Annotated in this window: 27 protein-coding genes; 17 read left to right on the forward strand and 10 right to left on the reverse strand. The window is 54.6% G+C overall.

Annotated features, from left to right (window positions below; all coding sequences use genetic code 11):
* Nucleotides 1–50: 50 nt before the first annotated feature.
* Nucleotides 51–365, reverse strand: a complete 315-nt coding sequence (fliE, locus tag OGX75_RS06635) for a flagellar hook-basal body complex protein FliE (RefSeq protein WP_012131910.1) — start codon at nt 363–365, stop codon at nt 51–53.
* Nucleotides 366–581: 216 nt separating this feature from the next.
* Here fliE and fliF point away from each other — a divergent pair, with 216 nt between their 5' ends.
* From fliF to rcsA, 14 genes are all read left to right on the forward strand, one after another.
* Nucleotides 582–2,258 (forward strand): flagellar basal-body MS-ring/collar protein FliF, encoded by a 1,677-nt coding sequence (fliF, locus tag OGX75_RS06640; RefSeq protein ID WP_058669296.1) that lies wholly within the window; start codon nt 582–584, stop codon nt 2,256–2,258.
* Nucleotides 2,248–3,246 (forward strand): flagellar motor switch protein FliG, encoded by a 999-nt coding sequence (gene fliG, locus OGX75_RS06645; protein WP_012131907.1) that lies wholly within the window; start codon nt 2,248–2,250, stop codon nt 3,244–3,246. The genes fliF and fliG overlap by 11 nt, the downstream gene beginning before the upstream one ends.
* Nucleotides 3,239–3,943 (forward strand): flagellar assembly protein FliH, encoded by a 705-nt coding sequence (fliH, locus tag OGX75_RS06650; RefSeq protein WP_047462909.1) that lies wholly within the window; start codon nt 3,239–3,241, stop codon nt 3,941–3,943. Before fliG ends, fliH begins: the two co-directional genes overlap by 8 nt.
* Nucleotides 3,943–5,313 (forward strand): flagellar protein export ATPase FliI, encoded by a 1,371-nt coding sequence (gene fliI / locus OGX75_RS06655; RefSeq protein ID WP_012131905.1) that lies wholly within the window; start codon nt 3,943–3,945, stop codon nt 5,311–5,313. The genes fliH and fliI overlap by 1 nt, the downstream gene beginning before the upstream one ends.
* 21 nt (nt 5,314–5,334) lie before the next feature.
* Nucleotides 5,335–5,778, forward strand: a complete 444-nt coding sequence (fliJ, locus tag OGX75_RS06660) for a flagellar export protein FliJ (protein ID WP_012131904.1) — start codon at nt 5,335–5,337, stop codon at nt 5,776–5,778.
* Nucleotides 5,775–6,989: a flagellar hook length control protein FliK gene (gene fliK / locus OGX75_RS06665; protein ID WP_110494110.1), complete on the forward strand. Its 1,215-nt coding sequence runs from the start codon at nt 5,775–5,777 to the stop codon at nt 6,987–6,989. The genes fliJ and fliK overlap by 4 nt, the downstream gene beginning before the upstream one ends.
* 104 nt (nt 6,990–7,093) lie before the next feature.
* Entirely contained in the window at nt 7,094–7,561 is a 468-nt protein-coding gene (gene fliL / locus OGX75_RS06670) for a flagellar basal body-associated protein FliL (RefSeq protein ID WP_047462901.1), read from the forward strand.
* 4 nt (nt 7,562–7,565) lie between these two features.
* Nucleotides 7,566–8,570, forward strand: coding sequence for a flagellar motor switch protein FliM (gene fliM, locus OGX75_RS06675; protein ID WP_012131901.1), 1,005 nt, complete (start codon nt 7,566–7,568; stop codon nt 8,568–8,570).
* Nucleotides 8,567–8,980: a flagellar motor switch protein FliN gene (gene fliN, locus OGX75_RS06680; RefSeq protein WP_012131900.1), complete on the forward strand. Its 414-nt coding sequence runs from the start codon at nt 8,567–8,569 to the stop codon at nt 8,978–8,980. The genes fliM and fliN overlap by 4 nt, the downstream gene beginning before the upstream one ends.
* Nucleotides 8,981–8,982: 2 nt before the next feature.
* Nucleotides 8,983–9,357, forward strand: a complete 375-nt coding sequence (gene fliO / locus OGX75_RS06685) for a flagellar biosynthetic protein FliO (protein ID WP_012131899.1) — start codon at nt 8,983–8,985, stop codon at nt 9,355–9,357.
* Nucleotides 9,357–10,094 carry a flagellar type III secretion system pore protein FliP gene (fliP, locus tag OGX75_RS06690; RefSeq protein WP_012131898.1) on the forward strand — a complete coding sequence of 246 codons (738 nt, stop codon included), beginning with the start codon at nt 9,357–9,359 and terminating at the stop codon, nt 10,092–10,094. The genes fliO and fliP overlap by 1 nt, the downstream gene beginning before the upstream one ends.
* 9 nt (nt 10,095–10,103) lie before the next feature.
* Nucleotides 10,104–10,373: a flagellar biosynthesis protein FliQ gene (gene fliQ, locus OGX75_RS06695; RefSeq protein ID WP_012131897.1), complete on the forward strand. Its 270-nt coding sequence runs from the start codon at nt 10,104–10,106 to the stop codon at nt 10,371–10,373.
* A gap of 6 nt (nt 10,374–10,379) precedes the next feature.
* On the forward strand, nt 10,380–11,174 hold the full coding sequence (gene fliR / locus OGX75_RS06700; RefSeq protein ID WP_012131896.1) for a flagellar biosynthetic protein FliR: 795 nt from the start codon (nt 10,380–10,382) through the stop codon (nt 11,172–11,174).
* A gap of 280 nt (nt 11,175–11,454) precedes the next feature.
* Complete coding sequence (rcsA, locus tag OGX75_RS06705; protein WP_047462896.1) at nt 11,455–12,078, forward strand: transcriptional regulator RcsA; 624 nt, start codon at nt 11,455–11,457, stop codon at nt 12,076–12,078.
* A 55-nt stretch (nt 12,079–12,133) separates the two neighbouring features.
* On the opposite strand, the gene dsrB is transcribed toward rcsA, so the two are convergent.
* Nucleotides 12,134–12,322, reverse strand: coding sequence for a protein DsrB (gene dsrB, locus OGX75_RS06710; RefSeq protein ID WP_012131894.1), 189 nt, complete (start codon nt 12,320–12,322; stop codon nt 12,134–12,136).
* Nucleotides 12,323–12,452: 130 nt separating this feature from the next.
* Here dsrB and yodD point away from each other — a divergent pair, with 130 nt between their 5' ends.
* Nucleotides 12,453–12,680, forward strand: a complete 228-nt coding sequence (gene yodD, locus OGX75_RS06715) for a YodD family peroxide/acid resistance protein (RefSeq protein WP_024130232.1) — start codon at nt 12,453–12,455, stop codon at nt 12,678–12,680.
* A 170-nt stretch (nt 12,681–12,850) separates the two neighbouring features.
* Here yodD and dgcQ read toward each other — a convergent pair whose 3' ends face one another.
* From dgcQ to OGX75_RS06730, 3 genes are all read right to left on the reverse strand, one after another.
* Nucleotides 12,851–14,566, reverse strand: a complete 1,716-nt coding sequence (gene dgcQ / locus OGX75_RS06720) for a cellulose biosynthesis regulator diguanylate cyclase DgcQ (RefSeq protein WP_200029938.1) — start codon at nt 14,564–14,566, stop codon at nt 12,851–12,853.
* Between the two features lie 98 nt (nt 14,567–14,664).
* On the reverse strand, nt 14,665–14,847 hold the full coding sequence (locus tag OGX75_RS06725; RefSeq protein WP_024130230.1) for a YodC family protein: 183 nt from the start codon (nt 14,845–14,847) through the stop codon (nt 14,665–14,667).
* Nucleotides 14,848–14,925: 78 nt separating this feature from the next.
* Nucleotides 14,926–15,837 (reverse strand): DUF808 domain-containing protein, encoded by a 912-nt coding sequence (locus tag OGX75_RS06730; RefSeq protein ID WP_286450608.1) that lies wholly within the window; start codon nt 15,835–15,837, stop codon nt 14,926–14,928.
* Nucleotides 15,838–16,014: 177 nt separating this feature from the next.
* Here OGX75_RS06730 and yedA point away from each other — a divergent pair, with 177 nt between their 5' ends.
* On the forward strand, nt 16,015–16,935 hold the full coding sequence (yedA, locus tag OGX75_RS06735) for a drug/metabolite exporter YedA (RefSeq protein ID WP_199972272.1): 921 nt from the start codon (nt 16,015–16,017) through the stop codon (nt 16,933–16,935).
* Here yedA and OGX75_RS06740 read toward each other — a convergent pair.
* From OGX75_RS06740 to OGX75_RS06750, 3 genes are all read right to left on the reverse strand, one after another.
* Nucleotides 16,924–17,394, reverse strand: coding sequence for a very short patch repair endonuclease (locus OGX75_RS06740; RefSeq protein ID WP_047462890.1), 471 nt, complete (start codon nt 17,392–17,394; stop codon nt 16,924–16,926). The two genes, yedA and OGX75_RS06740, sit on opposite strands and share 12 nt — an antisense overlap.
* Nucleotides 17,375–18,808, reverse strand: a complete 1,434-nt coding sequence (locus tag OGX75_RS06745) for a DNA cytosine methyltransferase (protein ID WP_071258789.1) — start codon at nt 18,806–18,808, stop codon at nt 17,375–17,377. The genes OGX75_RS06740 and OGX75_RS06745 overlap by 20 nt, the downstream gene beginning before the upstream one ends.
* A gap of 72 nt (nt 18,809–18,880) precedes the next feature.
* The gene (locus OGX75_RS06750; protein ID WP_047462884.1) at nt 18,881–19,576 is read right to left on the reverse strand and encodes a phosphohydrolase; all 696 of its coding nucleotides are present in this window, start codon (nt 19,574–19,576) and stop codon (nt 18,881–18,883) included.
* Between the two features lie 408 nt (nt 19,577–19,984).
* On the opposite strand from OGX75_RS06750, the gene ompC reads away from it, so the two are divergent.
* Nucleotides 19,985–21,166, forward strand: coding sequence for a porin OmpC (gene ompC / locus OGX75_RS06755; protein WP_012131883.1), 1,182 nt, complete (start codon nt 19,985–19,987; stop codon nt 21,164–21,166).
* A 64-nt stretch (nt 21,167–21,230) separates the two neighbouring features.
* Here ompC and OGX75_RS06760 read toward each other — a convergent pair whose 3' ends face one another.
* Both OGX75_RS06760 and OGX75_RS06765 read right to left on the reverse strand, forming a co-directional pair.
* Nucleotides 21,231–22,127, reverse strand: a complete 897-nt coding sequence (locus OGX75_RS06760; RefSeq protein ID WP_286451250.1) for a siderophore-interacting protein — start codon at nt 22,125–22,127, stop codon at nt 21,231–21,233.
* Nucleotides 22,128–22,142: 15 nt separating this feature from the next.
* Nucleotides 22,143–23,354, reverse strand: a complete 1,212-nt coding sequence (locus OGX75_RS06765) for an MFS transporter (protein ID WP_286451249.1) — start codon at nt 23,352–23,354, stop codon at nt 22,143–22,145.
* Nucleotides 23,355–23,382: the final 28 nt, after the last annotated feature.

Genomic DNA, 23,382 nt, shown 5'->3' on the forward strand with positions numbered 1-23,382 from the left:
GACGGCGCAAGCGCCTTATCCGGCCTGTATGATGCATTCAGCAGGTCTGGCTACACCTGCATCGACATCACTTCCTGGTACGCCGACATCAGTTTGTTGCGCACCTGAATGCCCATCTGCATTGAGACAGACGCTTTTTGCATATCGGTCATCACATCATTAAGCGCAATGCCTGGCTCACCCAGAGTAAATTTTTCTGCCTGTACGCGCGCGGTGGTTTGCGTGTCACTGATGCGATTCAGTGCCGCATGCAGTTGACCGGCAAAACTTACGGTTGGTTGCGGCAGCGCGTCTTGCGCCCGTGCGGACATCGCCGTTGCCTGTAGCTGGCTGATGACCCCTTCAATCCCCTGTATTGCTGACATGCTAATCCCCTGGATGATTTTTTACACAGCAGAGATTACCAGTTTGTCAATAAGATAAAGGCGCTAAATAGCGATAAAAAACCTCGGTTTTTGGCGCATAGAAAAATTCGAAACCGCAAATAATGAGACCGTCAATTTTTCGAGTTTGCTGACCCGGGAGTGAGTCTTGTTCCACTTTGCAAAAAACGCCGTCCACGATCAGTCACGAGGTGCGAGATGAGTGCGACTGCATCGACTGCAACCCAACCTAAACCTCTCGAGTGGCTTAATCGCCTGCGCGCGAATCCCAGAATTCCTCTGATTGTGGCGGGATCAGCCGCCGTTGCCATCATCGTTGCTATGGTTTTGTGGGCGAAAGCGCCAGATTATCGCACGCTGTTCAGCAACCTTTCCGATCAGGATGGCGGGGCCATTGTCACGCAGCTGACCCAGATGAACATCCCTTACCGCTTCACCGAAGGAAGCGGTGCGATTGAAGTGCCTGCCGATAAAGTGCATGAGCTTCGCCTGCGCCTGGCGCAACAGGGATTGCCAAAAGGCGGCGCTGTCGGCTTCGAGTTGTTAGACCAGGAAAAATTCGGCATCAGCCAGTTCAGCGAGCAGGTCAATTACCAGCGCGCGCTGGAAGGCGAGCTGGCCCGCACTATCGAAACCCTGGGGCCGGTAAAACGCGCCCGTGTCCACCTGGCGATGCCGAAACCTTCTCTGTTCGTGCGCGAGCAGAAATCCCCTTCCGCTTCCGTGACGGTCAATCTTGAACCAGGCCGCGCGCTGGATGAAGGGCAAATCAGCGCGGTGGTGCATCTGGTATCCAGCGCCGTTGCGGGTCTGCCGCCAGGTAACGTCACGCTGGTCGATCAGGGCGGTCATCTGTTGACTCAGTCCAATACCAGCAGCCGCGATCTGAACGACGCGCAGTTGAAATACGCCAGCGATGTGGAAGGACGCATTCAGCGCCGTATCGAATCGATCCTTTCGCCAATCGTCGGCAACGGCAACGTCCATGCTCAGGTTACTGCGCAGCTGGATTTTGCCAACAAAGAGCAAACGGAAGAGCAATACCGTCCGAACGGCGACGCATCGCAGGCCGTGCTGCGCTCACGCCAGCTTAATGAAAGCGAGCAAATCGGCTCCGGCTATCCGGGCGGCGTACCGGGTGCGCTGTCGAATCAGCCTGCGCCGGCGAATGCTGCGCCGATCAGCACACCGCCTGCTAATCAGCAAAACGCGCAGAACACGCAGACGACCAACAATGCGAACAGCAATGTGCCGCGCAATACGCAGCGCAACGAAACCAGTAACTATGAAGTGGATCGCACCATTCGCCACACCAAACTGAACGTGGGCGATGTGCAGCGACTCTCCGTGGCGGTCGTGGTGAACTACCGCGCCCTGCCGGACGGCAAACCGCTGCCGTTAACCACGGAACAGATGAAGCAGATCGAAGATCTGACCCGCGAAGCAATGGGCTTCTCCGACAAACGCGGCGATACCCTTAACGTGGTGAATTCACCGTTTACCGCAACGGACGACCTGGGCGGCGAGCTGCCATTCTGGAAACAGCAAGCCTTTATTGAGCAGTTGATCTCCGCAGGTCGCTGGCTCCTGGTTCTGCTGGTTGCCTGGATTCTGTGGCGCAAAGCGGTTCGACCGCAGCTTGCTCGCCGCGCTGAAGAGACGAAAGCCGCGCAGGAACAGGCGCAGGTTCGTCAGGAAACCGAAGAAGCGGTAGAAGTTCGCCTCAGCAAAGACGAACAGACCCAGCAGCGCCGGGCGAACCAGCGTCTGGGTGCAGAAGTGATGAGCCAGCGTATTCGCGAAATGTCAGATAACGATCCGCGCGTCGTGGCGCTGGTCATTCGCCAGTGGATGAATAACGATCATGAGCAATAAACTTACCGGCACCGATAAAAGCGTCATCCTGCTGATGACCATTGGCGAAGACCGTGCGGCAGAGGTGTTTAAGCACCTCTCCACGCGCGAAGTGCAAACCCTGAGTTCGGCAATGGCGAACGTGCGCCAGATTTCCAACAAACAGCTGACCGATGTGCTGGCGGAATTTGAGCAAGAAGCCGAACAGTTTGCCGCACTCAACATCAACGCCAACGAATACCTGCGTTCCGTGCTGGTTAAAGCGCTGGGTGAAGAGCGTGCCGCCAGCCTGCTGGAAGATATCCTCGAAACGCGGGATACCGCCAGCGGTATTGAAACGCTCAACTTTATGGAGCCGCAAAGCGCCGCCGACCTTATCCGCGACGAACACCCGCAGATTATCGCCACCATCCTGGTGCATCTCAAACGCGGCCAGGCCGCCGATATTCTGGCGCTGTTCGACGAACGTCTGCGCCACGATGTCATGCTGCGTATCGCGACCTTCGGCGGCGTACAGCCAGCCGCACTGGCGGAACTGACCGAAGTGCTGAATGGCCTGCTCGACGGTCAGAACCTCAAGCGCAGCAAAATGGGCGGCGTGAGAACCGCGGCAGAAATCATCAACCTGATGAAAACCCAGCAGGAAGAAGCGGTTATCAGCGCCGTACGCGAATTCGATGGCGAACTGGCGCAGAAAATTATCGACGAAATGTTCCTGTTCGAAAATCTGGTGGAAGTCGACGATCGCAGCATCCAGCGTCTGTTGCAGGAAGTGGATTCCGAGTCGTTGCTGATCGCCCTGAAAGGCGCCGAGCCGCCGCTACGCGAGAAATTCCTGCGCAACATGTCGCAGCGTGCTGCCGATATTCTGCGCGACGACCTCGCCAACCGTGGCCCGGTACGTCTGTCTCAGGTGGAGAACGAACAGAAAGCCATTCTGCTTATTGTGCGTCGTCTGGCGGAAACCGGCGAAATGGTAATCGGCAGCGGCGAGGATACCTATGTCTAACGAATTGCCGTGGCAGGTCTGGACACCGGACGATCTCGTCCCTCCCCTGGCCGAGTTTGTGCCAATGGAGCACCGCGACGAACCGATAGCCATCGATGACGAACCGGAGCTGAGTGCCGAACAGCAGCTTGAGCAGCAACTGGCGCAGCTGAAAATGCAGGCGCACGAGCAAGGGTATAACGCGGGCCTCGCCGAAGGCCGCCAGAAAGGCCACGAACAGGGCTATCAGGAAGGATTAGCGCAAGGGCTGGAGCAAGGCCAGACACAGGCGCGCGCTCAACAGGCACCGCTGAATGCCCGAATGCAGCAACTGGTCAGCGAGTTTCAGAATACGCTGGACGCGCTGGACAGCGTGATTGCCTCGCGCCTGATGCAAATGGCGCTGGAAGCCGCTCGTCAGGTGATCGGCCAGACGCCAGCGGTGGACAACTCCGCGCTCATTAAACAGATCCAGCAATTGTTGCAACAGGAACCGTTGTTCAGCGGGAAACCGCAATTACGCGTTCACCCGGATGATTTACAGCGCGTCGAAGAGATGCTCGGGGCCACGCTCAGCCTGCACGGCTGGCGTTTGCGCGGCGATCCCACGCTGCATCATGGCGGCTGTAAAGTGTCCGCCGATGAAGGCGATCTGGACGCCAGCGTCGCCACGCGTTGGCAAGAACTCTGCCGCCTGGCGGCTCCCGGAGTCGTCTGATGACTACGCGCCTGACCCGCTGGCTGAATACGCTGGATAACTTCGAAGCCAAAATGGCGCAGCTCCCGGCGGTACGTCGCTACGGGCGACTGACCCGCGCCACCGGTCTGGTGCTGGAAGCCACCGGCTTGCAGCTACCGCTCGGCGCGACCTGCGTCATTGAACGGCAGGACGGGACGGAAACACGCGAAGTGGAAAGCGAAGTCGTCGGCTTTAATGGCCAGCGGCTGTTTTTAATGCCGCTGGAAGAGGTCGAAGGCATTCTTCCCGGCGCACGCGTTTACGCAAAAAATATTGCCGGGGAAGGTCTGCAAAGCGGAAAACAGCTGCCGCTCGGCCCTGCCCTGCTGGGGCGCGTGCTGGACGGCGGCGGCAAGCCGCTGGATGGTCTTCCCGCGCCAGACACCACGGAAACCGGCGCGTTAATCACTCAGCCATTCAACCCCTTGCAGCGAACGCCCATTGAGCATGTGCTGGATACCGGCGTCCGCCCCATCAACGCGCTGCTTACCGTCGGACGCGGACAGCGTATGGGGCTGTTTGCCGGTTCCGGCGTAGGTAAAAGCGTTCTGCTCGGCATGATGGCGCGCTATACCCGCGCGGACGTTATCGTCGTCGGGCTGATTGGCGAACGTGGCCGCGAAGTTAAAGATTTTATCGAAAACATTCTGGGCGCTGACGGGCGCGCGCGTTCGGTGGTGATTGCCGCGCCTGCGGATGTCTCGCCACTGCTGCGAATGCAGGGAGCGGCCTATGCCACGCGTATTGCCGAGGATTTCCGCGATCGCGGGCAGCACGTACTGCTGATCATGGACTCCCTGACCCGCTACGCGATGGCGCAGCGTGAGATTGCGCTGGCGATCGGCGAACCACCTGCGACCAAGGGGTATCCGCCTTCGGTCTTCGCAAAATTACCTGCGCTGGTGGAACGTGCGGGGAACGGCATTCACGGCGGCGGCTCCATCACCGCGTTTTATACGGTATTGACCGAAGGCGACGATCAGCAGGACCCGATCGCCGACTCGGCGCGTGCGATCCTGGATGGACACATTGTGTTATCCCGTCGTCTGGCCGAAGCCGGTCACTACCCGGCCATTGATATTGAAGCGTCGATCAGCCGTGCGATGACGTCGCTGATCACCGAGCAACACTATGCACGCGTACGGAATTTCAAACAGTTGCTGTCCAGTTTCCAGCGTAACCGCGATTTGGTGAGCGTCGGCGCGTATGCCAAAGGCAGCGATCCCATGCTGGATAAAGCCATCGCGCTGTGGCCGCAGCTGGAGGCGTTTTTGCAACAAGGTATTTTCGAACGAGCCGACTGGGAAGATTCTCTCCAGGCGCTGGAACTGATTTTCCCGACGGTGTGATGAAGCAGGAGGGCATAGGTCATGGCACAACATGGTGCGCTGGCAACATTAAAAGATCTGGCCGAGAAAGAAGTGGATGATGCCGCTCTCTTATTAGGGGAAATGCGACGCGGATTCCAGCAGGCGGAAGAACAACTGAAAATGCTGATCGATTATCAGCATGAGTATCGCAACAATCTCAATGCCGATATGGGCCAGGGGATTGCCAGCAACCGCTGGATTAACTATCAGCAATTTATTCAGACGCTGGAGAAGGCCATTGAGCAGCATCGCCAGCAGCTGACGCAGTGGACACAAAAAGTGGACGTGGCGCTGAACAGCTGGCGTGAAAAGAAACAACGGCTTCAGGCCTGGCAGACCTTACAGGACAGACAAAGTGCGGCAGCGTTATTGGCTGAAAACCGCCTGGATCAGAAAAAAATGGATGAATTTGCTCAGCGTGCTGCAATGAGGAAAACCGAATGATCACCTTGCCCCAACTGATCACGACCGACACAGACGTAACGACAGGCCTTCAGGCCGGTAAAACAGCCGATTCAGCCCAGGATTTTCTGGCGCTGTTAGCCGGTGCTTTGGGTGCAGGCGACGCGCAGGGTAAAGATGCCCCGCTTTCGCTTGCCGATCTCCAGGCGGCAGGCGGCAAACTGCAAAAAGGATTGCTGCAAAAAAATGGCGATACGCCGCAGACGACAGCGCTGGCCGATCTTCTGGCGCGCCAGGATCTGCTGACGGATGACGCCACAGCAGACCTGACCGACGCACAGCAGTTGCTGTCCACGCTGACGCCTTCGCTGAAAAGCAACGCCCTGAACGCGTTAAGTAAGACTGCCCGGCAGGACGACAACGCACCGGCGCTGAGCGATGAGGATCTCGCGAATCTGAGCGCGCTCTTCGCCATGTTACCGGGCCAGCCGGCGCTGACGCCAACCACGCGAACCGCGTCGGCTGAAGGCGCACTCTCCGCCCCGGCATCGCTGCGTGGCGATACACGCGCCGCTATGCAGGATGCGGTTGCCGGGCTGACGACGGGCGAGCTGAAAAAAGGGAAAGTCGATGCCGCGCCTGACGTCACCGCAAACTCAGCAAGCAACCAGCCGGTAACGCCGCTGGTCGCCGCCGCTGCCGCTAAAGCCGACATGGAAAGCACGCCTTCTCCGGTCACGACCATTGGCGCCATGACCACGCCTGGCGGTATGACGACGCAGACGCAACCCGCGCCTGTCGCAGCCGCCCCGGTGCTCAGCGCGCCGCTGGGCAGCCATGAGTGGCAGCAGTCATTAAGCCAGCATGTGACGCTGTTTACCCGCCAGGGGCAGCAGAGCGCGGAACTGCGTCTGCACCCGGAGGAACTGGGGCAGATTCAAATCTCCCTCAAAATGGATGATAACCAGGCGCAACTGCAAATGGTGTCAGCGCATAGCCACGTTCGCGCCGCGCTGGAAGCCGCGTTACCCGTACTGCGTACCCAACTGGCGGAAAACGGCATCCAGCTGGGACAAAGCAGTATCAGCAGTGAAAGTTTCGCCGGACAGCAGCAGTCGTCATCCCAGCAGCAGCACGCTTCCCGCGCACAGGGACAAGAGGCTTTTGCCGCCGAAGATGACATCGCACTGACGACGCCGGGCTCACTCCAGGCTGCCGCTCGCGGCGATGGCGCGGTGGATATCTTCGCCTAACGCCAGAGGTAGCATGATTATCCGCGTCTTTTCCACGCTTTGCCGTGGACAGGACACGGGATAATCAGCCAATAAGCTGTACCGAAACAGGAAGCCCGTATCTGATGACTGACTCCGCGATTAACAGAAAGAGCAAACGCTCAATTTGGATCCCTTTGCTGGTGTTGATTACTCTTGCCGCCTGCGCAACCGCCGGCTATAGCTACTGGCGGATGCAGGAGCACCCGACCGCCAGCGCTAGCGCGGCCCCGCCACCGCCGCCAGCGCCCGTATTTTTCGCGCTGGATACGTTTACCGTCAATCTGGGCGATGCCGATCGCGTGCTGTATATCGGGATTACGCTGCGCCTGAAGGACGAAGTGACGCGCGCGCGTCTGAGCGAATATCTGCCAGAAGTGCGCAGCCGTCTGTTGCTGCTGTTTTCGCGTCAGGATGCCACTGCGCTTTCGACGGAAGCCGGGAAGCAGACGCTGATCGCGGCAATCAAAGAAACGCTCTCTACTCCGCTCGTTGCTGGACAACCGAAACAGGAAGTCACCGACGTTCTTTATACAGCTTTCATTCTGCGGTAAAGACATGGGCGATAGTATTCTTTCTCAGGCTGAAATCGATGCGCTGCTCAACGGCGACAGCGAGGCCAAAGACGAACCCACCCCTGGCGGCGTGGGCGACAATGATATTCGTCCTTATGATCCCAATACACAGCGTCGCGTGGTGCGCGAGCGCTTGCAGGCGCTGGAGATCATTAACGAACGTTTCGCGCGTCAATTCCGTATGGGACTGTTTAACCTGCTGCGTCGCAGCCCGGATATTACCGTAGGCGCGATCCGCATTCAGCCATATCACGAATTTGCGCGTAATTTACCCGTACCGACCAACCTGAACCTGATCCATCTGAAGCCACTGCGCGGTACGGGTCTGGTGGTGTTTTCGCCGAGTCTGGTGTTTATCGCCGTGGATAACCTGTTTGGCGGCGACGGGCGTTTTCCGACCAAAGTGGAAGGTCGTGAGTTTACGCATACCGAACAGCGCGTTATCAACCGCATGCTGAAGCTGGCGCTTGAAAGCTACAGCGACGCGTGGAAAGCGATTAACCCGCTGGAAGTGGAGTACGTTCGCTCTGAGATGCAGGTGAAATTCACCAATATCACCACCTCTCCGAACGACATTGTGGTGAACACGCCGTTCCACGTCGAAATTGGCAACCTGACAGGCGAGTTCAACATCTGCCTGCCTTTCAGCATGATTGAGCCGCTGCGGGAGCTGTTGGTGAACCCGCCGCTGGAAAACTCGCGTCATGAAGATCAGAACTGGCGCGACAATCTGGTGCGTCAGGTTCAGCATTCAGAGCTGGAGCTGGTGGCGAACTTTGCGGACATCCCGCTGCGCCTTTCCCAGATATTAAAGCTGAAACCCGGCGACGTGCTGCCGATTGAAAAACCCGACCGCATTATTGCTCATGTGGACGGCGTACCTGTACTGACCAGCCAGTATGGCACCGTGAACGGTCAGTATGCGTTGCGCGTAGAGCATTTGATCAACCCGATTTTGAATTCGCTGAATGAGGAACAGCCCAAATGAGTGACATGAATAATCCGTCCGATGAGAATACCGGCGCATTGGACGATCTGTGGGCTGACGCGTTAAACGAGCAAAAAACAACGACCAGCAAAAGCGCGGCCGATGCCGTCTTCCAGCAGTTGGGCGGCGGCGACGTCAGTGGAAACCTACAGGATATCGATTTAATCATGGATATTCCGGTCAAGCTGACCGTGGAGCTGGGTCGCACGCGCATGACCATCAAAGAGCTGCTGCGCCTGACGCAGGGTTCAGTGGTCGCGCTGGACGGACTGGCAGGCGAGCCGTTGGATATTCTGATTAACGGCTACCTGATTGCCCAGGGTGAAGTCGTGGTGGTCGCCGATAAATACGGCGTGCGCATCACGGATATCATCACGCCGTCTGAACGTATGCGTCGTCTGAGCCGTTAAGCATGAAAACCCAGGCTACCGTTTCACAGCCCTCTGCCGTATCAGGCTCGCCGTTAGTTCAGGTGAGCGGCGCGCTGTTTGGGATCATCGTGTTGATTCTGGTCGCAGCCTGGGTCATTAAACGCCTGGGGTTTGCGCCCAAAGGCGCCGGTACGCGAGGGTTGAAAGTGTCAGCCAGCACCTCGCTGGGCCCGCGTGAGCGCGTGGTCATTGTCGATGTTGAAGACGCTCGGCTGGTACTGGGCGTCACGGCCACGCAAGTCAATGTGTTGCATACCCTCCCCCCTGCGCCTGTCGTTGCAGAAGAAAAACCGGCCGCCCCTGCGGATTTCCAGGCCATGATGAAGAGTTTGTTGAAGCGTTCCGGGAGATCCTGATGCGCCGTTTGTTATCCCTCACGCTGATGGCTTTGTGGTTTATCAGCCCTGCCGCGTTCGCACAATTACCCGGACTGGTCAGCCAACCGCTACCCGGCGGCGGGCAAAGCTGGTCCCTGCCGGTACAGACACTGGTCTTTATTACGTCACTGACGTTCCTGCCCGCCATTTTGCTGATGATGACCAGCTTTACCCGCATCATTATCGTCTTCGGCTTGCTGCGAAACGCGCTGGGAACGCCCTCTGCGCCGCCAAACCAGGTGCTTCTCGGGCTGGCGCTGTTCTTGACGTTTTTTATTATGTCGCCGGTTATCGACAAAATTTACGTGGATGCCTGGCAGCCTTTCAGCGAAGAGAAGATTTCCATGCAGGAAGCGCTGGAAAAAGGCGCTCAGCCGCTACGGGAGTTTATGCTGCGGCAGACCCGTGAGGCTGACCTGGGCCTGTTCGCGCGTCTGGCAAACAGCGGCCCGCTACAGGGGCCGGAAGCCGTGCCGATGCGAATTTTGCTCCCGGCCTACGTCACCAGCGAGTTAAAAACCGCTTTTCAGATCGGTTTTACGATTTTCATCCCCTTCCTGATTATCGATCTGGTTATCGCCAGCGTGTTGATGGCGCTCGGGATGATGATGGTGCCGCCGGCCACCATTGCGCTGCCGTTTAAGCTTATGCTTTTTGTCCTGGTCGACGGCTGGCAGTTGCTCGTTGGCTCTCTTGCCCAAAGTTTTTACAGTTAGAGGCGCGAAATGACACCCGAATCGGTCATGATGATAGGCACGGAGGCAATGAAGGTCGCGCTTGCGCTTGCCGCGCCTCTGCTGCTGGTTGCGCTGTTTACCGGCCTTATCATCAGTATTTTACAGGCCGCCACCCAGATCAACGAAATGACGCTGTCATTTATCCCGAAAATTGTGGCGGTATTTACGGCGATTATTGTGGCGGGCCCCTGGATGCTTAACCTGCTGCTGGATTACGTGCGTACGCTGTTCAGTAACTTGCCGTATATCATCGGATAAGACGCGATGTTGCAGGTCACAAGCGATCAATGGTTATACTGGCTTAACCTCTACTTCTGGCCGCTGCTACGTGTACTGGCGCTGATCTCTACCGCGCCGATCCTCAGTGAACGCACGGTTCCCAAACGGGTAAAGCTGGGGCTGGGGTTTATGATCACTCTCATTATCGCCCCTTCACTCCCGGCAAATAATGTGCCTGTTTTTTCCACCGAAGCCTTATGGCTCGCCATGCAGCAAATCATGATCGGCATTGCGCTAGGGTTTACCATGCAGTTTGCCTTTGCTGCGGTGCGTACGGCGGGGGAATTCATCGGTCTGCAAATGGGTCTCTCTTTCGCCACGTTTGTTGACCCGGGCAGCCGCCTCAATATGCCGGTACTCGCCAGAATCCTCGACATGCTCGCCATGCTGCTGTTTCTTACGTTTAACGGCCATCTGTGGCTGATCTCGCTGCTGGTAGACACCTTCCATACGCTGCCTATCGGCGGCGACCCGGTCAACAGCAATGCGTTTCTGGCGCTCGCCCGGGCAGGCGGACTGATCTTCCTCAACGGACTCATGTTAGCCTTGCCGGTCATTACGTTACTGCTCACCCTCAACCTGTCGCTCGGGCTATTAAACCGTATGGCTCCGCAGTTATCCGTATTTGTTATTGGCTTCCCGTTAACCTTATCCGTCGGCATTTTGTTAATAACCGCGCTCATGCCATTAATTGCCCCTTTCTGTGAACACTTATTCGGTGAAATTTTCAATTTGCTTGCTGATATCGTTAGCGAAATGCCGACAACCAATAACCCATAATTTTCATCCTGTCTTACTAAGGATTTTCCTAAATTTAAAATCTAAAAACATCTACCAGGATATATCTGCTGCGCTTTATTTGTTTTTACCTTACTCACATAACATAACATTTACTTTACTTTGAGAAGATTCCTGGCAAATTATACGTAACTTTACGGGATAGTAAGTTCGCCTGAAAACAGCGAAAGCGTCATCTTAGGTCACTATTATTGTTCCGTTGGGTTGTGATGAGATATTCAGGTAAGGGGAATTATCGTTACGCATTGAGTGAGGGTATGCCATGTCAACGATTATTATGGATTTATGCAGTTACACCCGGCTAGGTTTGACCGGGTATCTGGTAAGCAGAGGGGTGAAAAAAAGGGAAATCAACGACATTGAGACCGTTGACGAACTCGCCATCGCTTGTGACTCACAGCAGCCTTCTGTGGTGTTTATTAATGAGGACTGTTTCATCCATGATCCATCTAACAGTCAGCAAATAAAGCAGATCATTAATCAGCATCCCAACACGTTATTTATTGTTTTTATGGCAATTGCTAATGTGCATTTTGATGAATACTTATTAGTAAGAAAAAACTTATTGATTAGTTCAAAATCAATTAAGCCCGATTCTCTGGATGATATTCTTGGCGATATTCTGAAAAAAGAGACGGATATTGTAGGAGTAGTAAATTTACCTACGTTATCTTTAAGCCGTACTGAATCCAGTATGCTGCGAATGTGGATGGATGGACAGGGAACAATACAGATTTCAGATCAAATGAATATCAAGGCAAAGACAGTATCATCCCACAAAGGGAATATTAAACGGAAGATAAAAACGCATAATAAACAGGTTATCTATCATGTCGTGCGGCTGACGGATAACGTGACAAACGGAATTTTTGTTAACATGCGATGAGGCCCCCTGACTGGTGGATATTCCACCAGTCAGGGTAAAAGCGACGAAAATCACATTACTCTGTTTTTTCCACAAAGATCCCATCCTGATGGCCTGACTCATTGAAGAACCAGATACCGAGCGGGTAGTCTTCCAGCGAAACCAGGTACATCGTACCTTCACTAAACTCTTCAACCGCCAATACCACGCCTGGCCGACGAGGGCCGCCGTCTGTTTTGACTGTTACCCGATCATTCACCTTCATCAATTATCCTCCTGTGGCTTTGTGCCAGTGTAGAACAAATTCCTTTTTCTGGCAGCGTCTGCCGCGCGTGATTGCTGGTTTTCTCAACGGTCTATACTTACAGATGCCACGGTTAAATGAGGTACTGAAGATGAAAACCGCGAAAGAGTACAGCGAAACGGCCAAGCGCGAAGTCAGCGTTGATGTTGACGCCCTGCTCGCGGCGATCAATGAAATCAGCGAAAGCGAAATTCATCGCAGCGCTGATGATCCTGAGAAAGTCAGTGTGGATGGCCGCGATTATCATACATGGCATGAATTAGCGGATGCGTTTGAACTCGATATTCATGATTTTAGCGTCACGGAAATCAATCGCTGATCTGGGGTGAAAAAAATCCCGGCTCGCAGAGCCGGGATCAAACTTGCTTATGCAAGAAGCACTTGAAAATTCGTTACACCAGAAAATCTGATGTGCGTTTTACCTTATCTGCAATTTTTTTGTATGACAAGCAAATATTTCTCGCAGAAATGATTAATACAGCTAATGGTTCAGCGTGTATCAGGCGACGGCGCGGGATGGTCGTCACGGACACAAACCTGATTGCGTCCGGCCTGTTTTGCCAGATACAACCGGCGATCCGCCAGCGACTGCAACTGTTCAAAATCGTAGTCTCCGTTCTCCTGCGCCCCGCTTACGCCCAGCGATGCGCTAATGCGCAGGGTCGTGCCTTTTGCGATCAGGATTTCTTTGTCGTTCACGCGCTGGCGTATCCGCTCTGCGATCTGTGCTGCCTGCACCAGCGTCGTCCCCGGTAAGACAATACAGAACTCTTCGCCGCCTACGCGCCCGGCAAGGTCATGCGAACGTATTGTGCCGCTAATAAGCCCGGCGGCATGGGAGAGCACCCGGTCTCCCGCCTGATGGCCGAAACGGTCATTGACACTCTTAAAGTGATCCAAATCGATCTGAATAACGGAAAACGGCTGTCGCTGCTCATGGCAGCGCTGTATCAGTACGCGCGCCCTCTCAAACAATGCGCCACGGTTATACAGCCGCGTCAAAGGATCGTGCCAGGCCTGCCATTGCAGGGAACTTTGCAGCACAAACATATTGCTGACCATCTTGCGGATAACAACCCATGAGATGAGCAACATCATCGTGAAAAGCGCCCACAGGAGACCAAGCGCAATACTGATACTGCCAAAAGCCCCCTGCACGCCTTCTCTCAGGGTATGAACACGCAAAAGCACGCCATCGAAATGATCCAGCCTTTCCCAACTGATATAGCGGCTGCCCATACGGATACCGCCATGCGTATCATGTTCGATGTCATTCGCGAGCAACGCCAGTTCAAGGTCATCAAAGGTATTAACCTGACGCTTTTCCGGCGTTGAGGTCGCCAGTAGCCTGAGCTGATAGTCGTAGAGCTGGTACTCCCCTTCGGAATCTTTTTCGACCGCATCCTCCAGGAAACGCTTCATGGATGACACGGGAATATCCATTGCCAGCACGCCATACCAGTGTCTTTCGTTATCCAGCGACAGGCTCACGGTGACCTTTTGTTGCACTTCGCCGCCCGGCACCGGCGAGCTAAACCAGCGCACGCCGCGCGCTGAATTTTGTCGTTGGGATTGCCCGCTGAACCAGGGTTGGATCACATACTGGTAATAGCGGGACATAATGTCGCCGCCATTGGTTGTGGGTTCAGTTGAGACATAAAAGCCTGAACGCGAAACATACATTGTCCGCTGCGCCAGCATGGTAGAAGAATGCGCCAGCCGTAACAAATACCCCAGTTCCAACGCGGCGCTTAACTCGTTTGCCAGCGCATCGTTATCCCGCGTGAGAAGCGTTGTACGGTTAACAAACGCATCAGAGACGCCGTTAAGCGGTAACGTTCGCCGTCTGTCTAGCTCCAGTTGCCAGAAACTTTTGCCGCGCAGTTGCGCAAATTGCGCCACCGCATCGTGCAGGTCGGCAAAATCGAGCGGCGTGACCAGCGCTTCGTACATACCGTTGCGCAGAAACAAGAGTTTATCCACGCTGAATTGCAGCTGTCTGTCCAGCACATTAGCAACGTTTTCCAGATGGTTACGTTGACTGGCCCGGTATGCCGACTCCAGCACGACCACTTCACGCCAGGTCAGCAATGTTGAACAAATCATCACAACCAGAAAACAGATATTTACGACATGGCCTGGCCCAAAACGTCGTGCTAACTTTCTCAGCCAGCTCCAGTTTCCTGGCGTTGTTTCATGCGGCACCTGACGGCTCCCTACTTTTATTCCTGAACTATGTGTCGCGACTCAACGGCTATTTTCTGGGGTAACAAAACGCCCGGCATTAACCGGGCGTTCCTTTATCAGACATCTTCCCGCAACCGCCTGCCATCACCGGGCATAAGTTCATTCTCGTGGAATGCTTCCCGTTTGACGCCAAAACCGTCATACCAACGGCACTCCACCATGCCGCTGGAATAACCGGTTACGATCATGCGTGGACCACCTTCTTTTGCGATAACTTCCTCACTGACAAAAAAGACCATACCTGCCTCCTGTATCCAGTGAAACTTTTTCACCTTAGACGACGATGGCCTTTTTTGCATAATCCGGCGAGGCATAAATTAGTGCGAACCACCGCGAACGTTAGCAACAGTTTTTACCAGCCCTACCACCACGCTGCCGATGATGAAACCGAGCACCAGATTAATCAACGTGGGAAGCGTGAGCGCAATAAGACCATTCTGCTGCTGAGCAAAATGTTCGATCGCGTGGTGTAATGGCGCGATGCCGTGCACCACGATCCCGCCCCCCACCAGGAACATCGCGAGTGTGCCGACAATGGACAGCGCCTTCATAAGCCAGGGCGCCGTAACCAGTAGCCCTTTGCCCACCGCCTGAGCCAGTACGCTGCGTTTTTCCGCCAGCCAGTACCCCATGTCGTCTAGTTTTACGATGAGTCCCACCAGACCATAAACGCCGATCGTCACCACCAGCGCGATACCGGACAACACCAGAACCTGATTGAGCAACGGCGCGTCCGCGACAATTCCCAGCGTAATCGCGACGATCTCCGCAGAAAGGATAAAGTCAGTGCGCACGGCCCCTTTCACTTTCTCCTTCTCAAACGTGAGAGGATCTTGTGCGGCGATCGCGGCCAGACGCTGCTGACGCGCCTCCGGGCTCTCTTTGTGCTTTCGGGCCTCAAGCGTGTGTAAAACTTTCTCTACGCCTTCAAAACAGAGAAAAGCGCCCCCAATCATCAACAACGGTGTAATCGCCCACGGGATAAAAGCGCTGATCAGCAGCGCCAGAGGCACCAGGATGACCTTGTTGATCAACGACCCTTTCGCCACGCTCCAGACGACCGGCAGTTCGCGGTTCGCCCGCACGCCCGTCACCTGTTGCGCGTTTAGCGACAGGTCATCACCCAATACGCCTGCCGTTTTTTTCGCGGCCAGTTTTCCCATCATCGAGATATCATCCAGCAGCGTGGCGATATCATCGAGCAACGTCAGCAAACTACTTCCTGCCAAAATAAATCCCTCAATATTTTTCTTTTGAAGAGGTAAGTATGAAGTAAAAAACGTAATGCCGAAACGGGTAGCAATCGTCAACAAAAATTTAACAAAAGAGTGCAATTATAACGCTCGCCAGCGCGATAGTTTTGACGTTTACTATGTTGCACCTTTTTATTTCCGCCGTGAGGGATTATGCGTTTCAGGCAGTTACTACCACTTTTTAGCGCGCTCTTCGCGCTGTATATCATTTGGGGTTCCACGTACTTCGTTATTCGTATTGGCGTTGAGAGTTGGCCGCCGCTGATGATGGCGGGCGTCCGTTTTCTGTCTGCGGGGATTTTGTTAACAACATTCTTACTTCTTCGTGGGCATAAACTGCCCCCTTTGCGTCAATTACTCAATGCCGCGCTGATTGGCATTCTGCTGCTGGCGGTGGGGAACGGTCTGGTTACCGTAGCGGAACATCAGGATGTACCGTCCGGCATCGCCGCCGTGGTGGTCGCGACGGTCCCACTCTTCACGCTGTGCTTCAGCCATTTCTTTGGCATTAAAACGCGAAAACTGGAGTGGGCAGGCATCGCCATCGGCCTGGCGGGGATCATCATGCTCAATAGCGGCGGAAATTTGAGCGGCAACCCCTGGGGCGCGCTGTTGATCCTGATTGGCTCGATGAGCTGGGCATTCGGCTCCGTGTTCGGCGCCCGCATCGCGTTGCCGACAGGGATGATGGCCGGAGCAATTGAAATGCTGGCTGCCGGTGTTGTGCTGATGTTCGCTTCCTTTATCGCCGGGGAAAAGCTGACGACGATGCCGACGCTCCCCGGCTTCATGGCGGTAGGTTATCTGGCGCTATTCGGTTCCATTATCGCCATTAACGCCTATATGTATTTGATCCGTAATGTCAGCCCGGCGCTGGCGACCAGTTACGCTTACGTCAACCCGGTAGTGGCGGTGTTACTGGGAACAGGTCTGGGGGGAGAAAGCCTTTCTTCCGTCGAGTGGCTGGCATTAGGGGTAATTGTTTTCGCTGTCGTCCTGGTGACGCTGGGGAAATATTTGTTTCCCGCCAGACCCGCGACCGCAGTGAGCGAATCGGAGAAATCACTCCAGTAAATGAATACCCTGCGTGTCGATCTGCGCGGTGGGGCCACCGCCGCAGATCCACTCCTCAAGCCGTTCCGCCAGTGCGGCGTCGCTGAGTTTCAACCGGCCACGCAAAGCACACTCCCAGACAATCAGCACACGCCAGCCAAGCTCGCGAAGCCTCAGCATGTCTCGCCGATCGCGCTCCACATTTTTACCGATTTTGTTCAGCCAGAACTCGGTACGCGTGGCGGGAACTTTGAACAGGTGGCAGTCGTGATGATGCCAGAAACAGCCGTGCGTGAAGATAACGCAGCGATACTCATCCACGACAAAATCCGGGCGTCCGGGCAACGTGGCGTCCTGCACATGAAACGCCATCCCCTGCTCCTGCAACAGACCGGCAAGGCGTTTTTCTATCGCCGTATCGCGCGTGGCTATCGCCCGCATATTCTTGCTGCGCGTCGCCTTATCGTGTACGTCCGCCATGCTGGCTCTCTTTCTGGCGCAATGTAACGGCCTGTTTAATTCTCGACTCCAGCAGTTTTGCTACTGCGGCAAATGCCGGAACCACGACGGAGTTACCAAACTGACGGTAGGCCTGGGTGTCTGAAACGGGAATGCGGAACTGATATCCCTGCGGCGATTCGAATCCCATTAACCGCGCGCACTCTCTGGGCGTTAACCGGCGTGGACGGTGCTGCTGATTCACCGGATCGTCGAAATTCGCCTCTCCTGCGGCCATATCCCAGCCACGGTCAATCAGTATCTCCGCGCCATCTTTATAGTAACGCGCCGACAATGTGCGCGTTACGCTGCCGGGATTCGCAGGATAGACCATCCCATAGCCGAAACCGTTACCCCGGGCCTGATGCTTTTTCGCGTAGCGGTACAAATACTTCCACAATACCGGCGTCAGCACATATTTCGCTTCAACCGCCGGTTCAAGCAGTTCCGCCAGCGTGATGCGCTGCTGCGGATAGCGTGTGGCAATATCCCGCAGCGTAAAATCGGTTTTCAGATTAAGATCGCGGCGGAATCCCACCAGCACAATCCTCTCCCGATGCTGGGGTAAAAAATGGCGGCCATCAATAATTTTCGGATCGTCCGGCCCGTTATCCGCAGCATCGGCGACGTCATACCCCAGTTCGTCAAGCGTTTGCATAATGATGCGAAACGTTTTTCCCTGGTCGTGGCTTTTCAGGTTTTTGACGTTTTCGAGCACAAAAATCGCCGGGCGTCGGGCGTCAATAACCCGCACGACATCGAAAAAGAGCGTCCCCTGCGTATCGCAGGCGAAACCATGCGCCCGTCCCATCGCGTTTTTCTTTGATACCCCTGCCAGAGAGAATGGCTGGCAGGGAAAACCGGCCAGTAGAACATCGTGCTCCGGTATGTGCTGGCGAATATGCTCCGCCGCTTCGCTATCGCTCACGCCGTCGCGGTGGCTCAGCGTAATATCGCGAATATCTTCATTGAAATGATGCCGTTGTGGATCGCAGTAATAATTGGCTTTATAGGTGCGTACCGCGTGTTTATTCCATTCGCTGGTAAACACGCACTGCCCGCCTATCGCTTCAAAGCCACGGCGAATTCCGCCGATCCCGGCGAAGAGATCGACAAAACGAAAGGCATAATGCGGATGGTGTGCCGGAGGCGTTGGCAACAATGTCCTGAGGTGCGTATATTCGCTCTCGCTCAGACGATGCCACGCCGTTGCGTTCGCCACGACGCGTTTAAAAATAGCCGGGCTCCAGTGGTTCTCCCCAACGCCATTCAGATGCGCCACCAGCGTTTTCACATCATAGATTTCCAGCAGTTTGCCCAGCAGCGCCTGTACGGCAGCCCCGGCATTGTCCGTCATCAGATCCTGGAAACCTGTTACTGAAAGATTTTCCTGCATACATTTAACCGGCGAAATTGATATTCGACAGGTTAACACAAAATGAACGCGTTTACGTTTTGGGTATGGTCGCTACTTATCGCGGCTAAAAGCCTGAATTACCGTCTGATCCAACGAGTCGTACTCCCCTCTTAGCTCCGCGCTTAGCTTCGCCATCCAAGTCACCAGGAAGTCGGCGTTATGCTCTGCCAGCAGCTTTCCCCGCGCGGTTTGCATGGTTTGCGGCAAGGTCAGAAGTTTTGTCTGAAAATGGTCGAGGGCGAATTGCTTATCGTTAAGCGGGCGACGTTGCGCGAAGGGATCTTCAGCATCAAATAGCGAAACGCCCAGCCCGCCGGAAACGGCAAACACGCGCGCCAGACCGATTGCGCCCAGTGCTTCAAGCCGGTCGGCATCCTGCACAATCTTCGCCTCGCTGGTCATTGGCGCAATGTGGGCGCTAAAACTGTGCGCCTCAATCGCATGACTGACTGCCGCTAATTTCTCTTCAGGATACGCAGGGAAATCGTTCATTAATATGCGACGTGCCGCGTCAGCGGCCAGCACGGATGAACGATGGCGATCGGGATGATTTTTCGGCAGGCTGACGATATCGTGGAAATAACACGCGGTCAGTACAACAAGCCAGTCAACATCCTCATCCGTCGACAGCTTTTGTGCCGTTCCCCAGACGCGACGAAAATGAAAAATGTCATGAGCGCTATCCTGCTCGTGGTGATTTTTGCCCAACCACGCTTCGAACTGCGATTGCCAGTAGTGTAAATCCACGCTGCCTCCTCTGAATCAGAAAGCAACATTAGCAATATTCCGCCTTGTCTTCACGCTCAATGATTACGGGAGGAGGTATCAGACAGGTTGACGAAGGCAATAAATGGAATAAAAAGCAAATCCGAACGACGTTAAAATAGCGCTAATCACGATAAAACATTCACAAAATAAATTCTAAAAACGCAAACCATAATTTATTAAAAGAAAAACATAATACAGTTAAATATAAAGCAATAAATATATATTAAATTATTTATAATCACACCCAAAGAAACAATTAGAAATATTTTAAATACATTTGTTACATGTAATATTTAAAAAATAATGAACTTCCTGGAATAGTATTCAACAGTGATCTTCAGGATTCGATCACTTATTCATATCAATTATTATTATAGGGAATACATAATGAAAAGAAAAGTTCTGGCGATGCTTGTCCCTGCTCTATTAATTGCAGGCGCTGCAAATGCGGCTGAAGTGTATAATAAAGACGGCAATAAACTGGACCTGTACGGTAAAGTTGATGGCCTGCGTTATTTCTCTGACGATGCAGGCAGCGACGGCGACATGTCCTATGCCCGTCTGGGTTTTAAAGGCGAAACGCAAATTGCCGAGCAGTTAACCGGTTACGGTCAGTGGGAATACAACATTCAGGCCAACGGTACTGAAGGTGATAAAGGTGACTCCTGGACTCGTCTCGGCTTCGCTGGTTTAGGTTTTGGTCAAAACGGCACTTTCGATTACGGTCGTAACTACGGCGTGGTTTACGACGTAGAAGCCTGGACCGATATGCTGCCAGAATTCGGCGGCGATACTTACACTCAGACTGACGTTTATATGTTAGGCCGTACTAACGGCGTAGCAACCTACCGTAATAACGGCTTCTTTGGTCTGGTTGATGGTCTGAACTTTGCGCTCCAGTATCAGGGTAATAATGAAGGCACCGGTTTTGGTCAGGAAGGTTCCGGCAATAGCGCAGGTCGCAAGCTGGCCAAAGAAAACGGCGACGGCTTCGGTATGTCCACCTCCTACGACTTCGACTTCGGTTTAAGCCTGGGTGCGGCATACGCCAATTCCGATCGTACCGATGCTCAGGTTGCTCGTGGTTACGGTGACGGCATGAACCAGCGTAATAACTATGCTGGTGGCGATAAAGCTGAAGCCTGGACCGTTGGTGCTAAATACGACGCCTACAATGTTTATCTCGCCGCCATGTACGCTGAAACCCGTAATATGACTTACTATGGCAATGGCGACAGCGAACTTAATGGCGGTATCGCCAACAAAACGCAGAACTTTGAAGTTGTTGCACAGTATCAGTTTGATTTCGGTCTGCGCCCGTCTATTGCCTACCTGCAATCTAAAGGCAAAGACTTAGGTGGTCAGGAAGTAAGACACGGCAACTGGCGTTACACCGATAAAGATCTGGTAAAATATGTTGATGTGGGTATGACCTATTACTTCAACAAAAATATGTCCACCTATGTTGATTATAAAATCAACCTGCTGGATGAAGACGACAGCTTCTACGCAGACAACGGTATCGCAACCGATGATATCGTAGCCGTCGGTCTGGTTTACCAGTTCTAATATTCATTAGATACTGCACTAAGCCCGCATAATGGAATAATTTCATGATGCGGGCTTTTTATTATCACGCGCGCCCTTTAGACCAATATGCCATAAAGTTAATCGCTTTGTGCTCGACGCCACGCTCGCCAATTAAATGGCGGCGCAGCAGTTTGACGACGGTGGACTCTGCGGCCACCCACCCATAAAACGCCGTGCTGCTGGTCGTGGCCTTATCCCAGAGAAGCTCCCCTTCGGCTTCTTCTTTCACCGTACCCACCGTATCGGGATGGCGACTTTCGGGTACTCTGGCATGCGTTTTCACGGCCTGAATCAGGCATTCACCGTGCTTCGCCGCTGCGGGGTTACGCGGCAACCAAAAAATGTCGGCGAACTTAAACTCGCTTAAATTCGCGCAGTCGCCCTGTTCAGGAACTTCAAAGAACGCCTGAACCTGTGGCGGGTTGGTCTGTCTCGCCAGCATCTCAAGGATACCGCGCGCGGCGGGGAGCGCCGTCTCATCAGCAATGATTAACGCATTCCGCAGTCCCTGGGGAGGCGTCCATTCATAGCCGCCGCTGTCTTCAGCATACGCCGCGTCAGGTGCCACCATCTGAATGGCGTCGCCGGGTCTGGCGTTAATCGCCCATGCCGAAGCCGGTCCCTCTGTACCATGATTGATAAATTCCACGGTGACCTCCTGGCGAGCAGGATCGACATGTCGCAGCGTATAGGTACGGATAACCGGGCGCTTCTCTTTTGGCATCCCCAGTACAAGCTGATACCAGTGCCCTTCGGCAGGCAACGACGGCGGCGTACCGTCTTCAGACGGAAACAACATCTTAATGCGCTGATCCGGCGAGTCGCATTTCATCTGCGCCACCTCCTGCCCGCTGAAAACCAGGCTCAGCAGCGAAGGGGAAACCTCCGTCTTACGCGCCAGTTGAACGTTGAACAGGCGGTAGCCCTGAACTCCAGCCATAACTTTTCCTTACGCTTAAATCGCGGAATGACGTGAACGGTAGCGGCTGCGCCAGATAAAGCCAGACACCACGGTAAATAACACAGCGACGAAAAAAGCCGCCACAATCAGCGCCGCTGCGGCGCCGGTTTTCGACACCAGCGGCACCAGCAATGCGCAAAGCCCATAGCCAAGCGTGTGGCTGGTCGCGATCCAGCCCGCGCCTGCGCCGTCTGTCAGCTTATCATTCAGTAAAAGCTGATAAGCGGGTGTTGCCAGAGCAGCCCCAAACGACAGCACCGCACAGCCGAGGTAAAACAACCATAGCTGTTCGGCGAGCATTATCGCCAGGCCACAAATCATCAGCGCTCCGGCACTCAAAAGCAGCGCCATCGGCGTCAGGCGCTGCGGGCGGAGCACCCCGAACTGTGCGATAAGCGCAGCAACCGCGGCCAGCCCTAACAGCCACGCCACCTGGTGGCTAATGGCGGCGGTATCCGTGGCGAACTGGCGAGTAAGGGCGGGCGAAAGACCAAGCTGCATCATGCTCACCGCCGCGGCTAATAACAGCGCGCAAAGCAGATAAGGCAGGCAATCCAGCCTCGGGCTGGCGCTCTTGCGCTCCGCTGCGGGCTGCGGTGGCGTGCCAGGCAACCGCAGCAGCATCACCAGCGCCAGCAGTGGCGCTGCCATCAGCAGCCCCATCGGCGCCAGAGGGTGAATTGCCAGCATCGCCGCCGCGCACAACGGCCCGAATAGTCTGCCGCAGCTCAAGCCGGAGCTAATGGTTGCCAGAGCGACCATGCGATTCCCTTCCCCCGCTCTCTGCAATGCCCAGACCTGACAGGCCGGCACCATCGCCGACACGGTAAGCCCGTAGGCGATCCGCGCGATGATTAATATTCCCAGCCCCACCGCTGTTGTTACGGCGCCGGTCGCCATCAGCATGCTTCCCAGCCCAAGCAGAGTAAAACTTGCGCCGTATCCCCCCAGTGCCCACAGCACCACAGGCTTACTGCCCGCATGGGCAATTTGCTTTCCCCACCACGGGGAAGATGGCAGGAACAGCATTGAGCCAAGCATCAGCAAAGCCGCCCAAATCGACAGGCTCAGGTTTGTCTGAATCACCAGTACAGGGATCGCGACCAGCAGGCCGTTTTGCCCGACACCGAGTAACCCCGCACTGAACGCAAGCGGCCAGCAGGACAATGGTTTTTGCGGCGTTTCCGCGCTCTCAAGAGACGTCACGATGTTGCAATTCCATGTATTAATTGTG

The sequence above is a fragment of the Citrobacter sp. CK199 genome, assembly GCF_030333285.1.
In the GTDB taxonomy this organism is placed as follows: Bacteria; Pseudomonadota; Gammaproteobacteria; order Enterobacterales; family Enterobacteriaceae; genus Citrobacter_B; species Citrobacter_B koseri.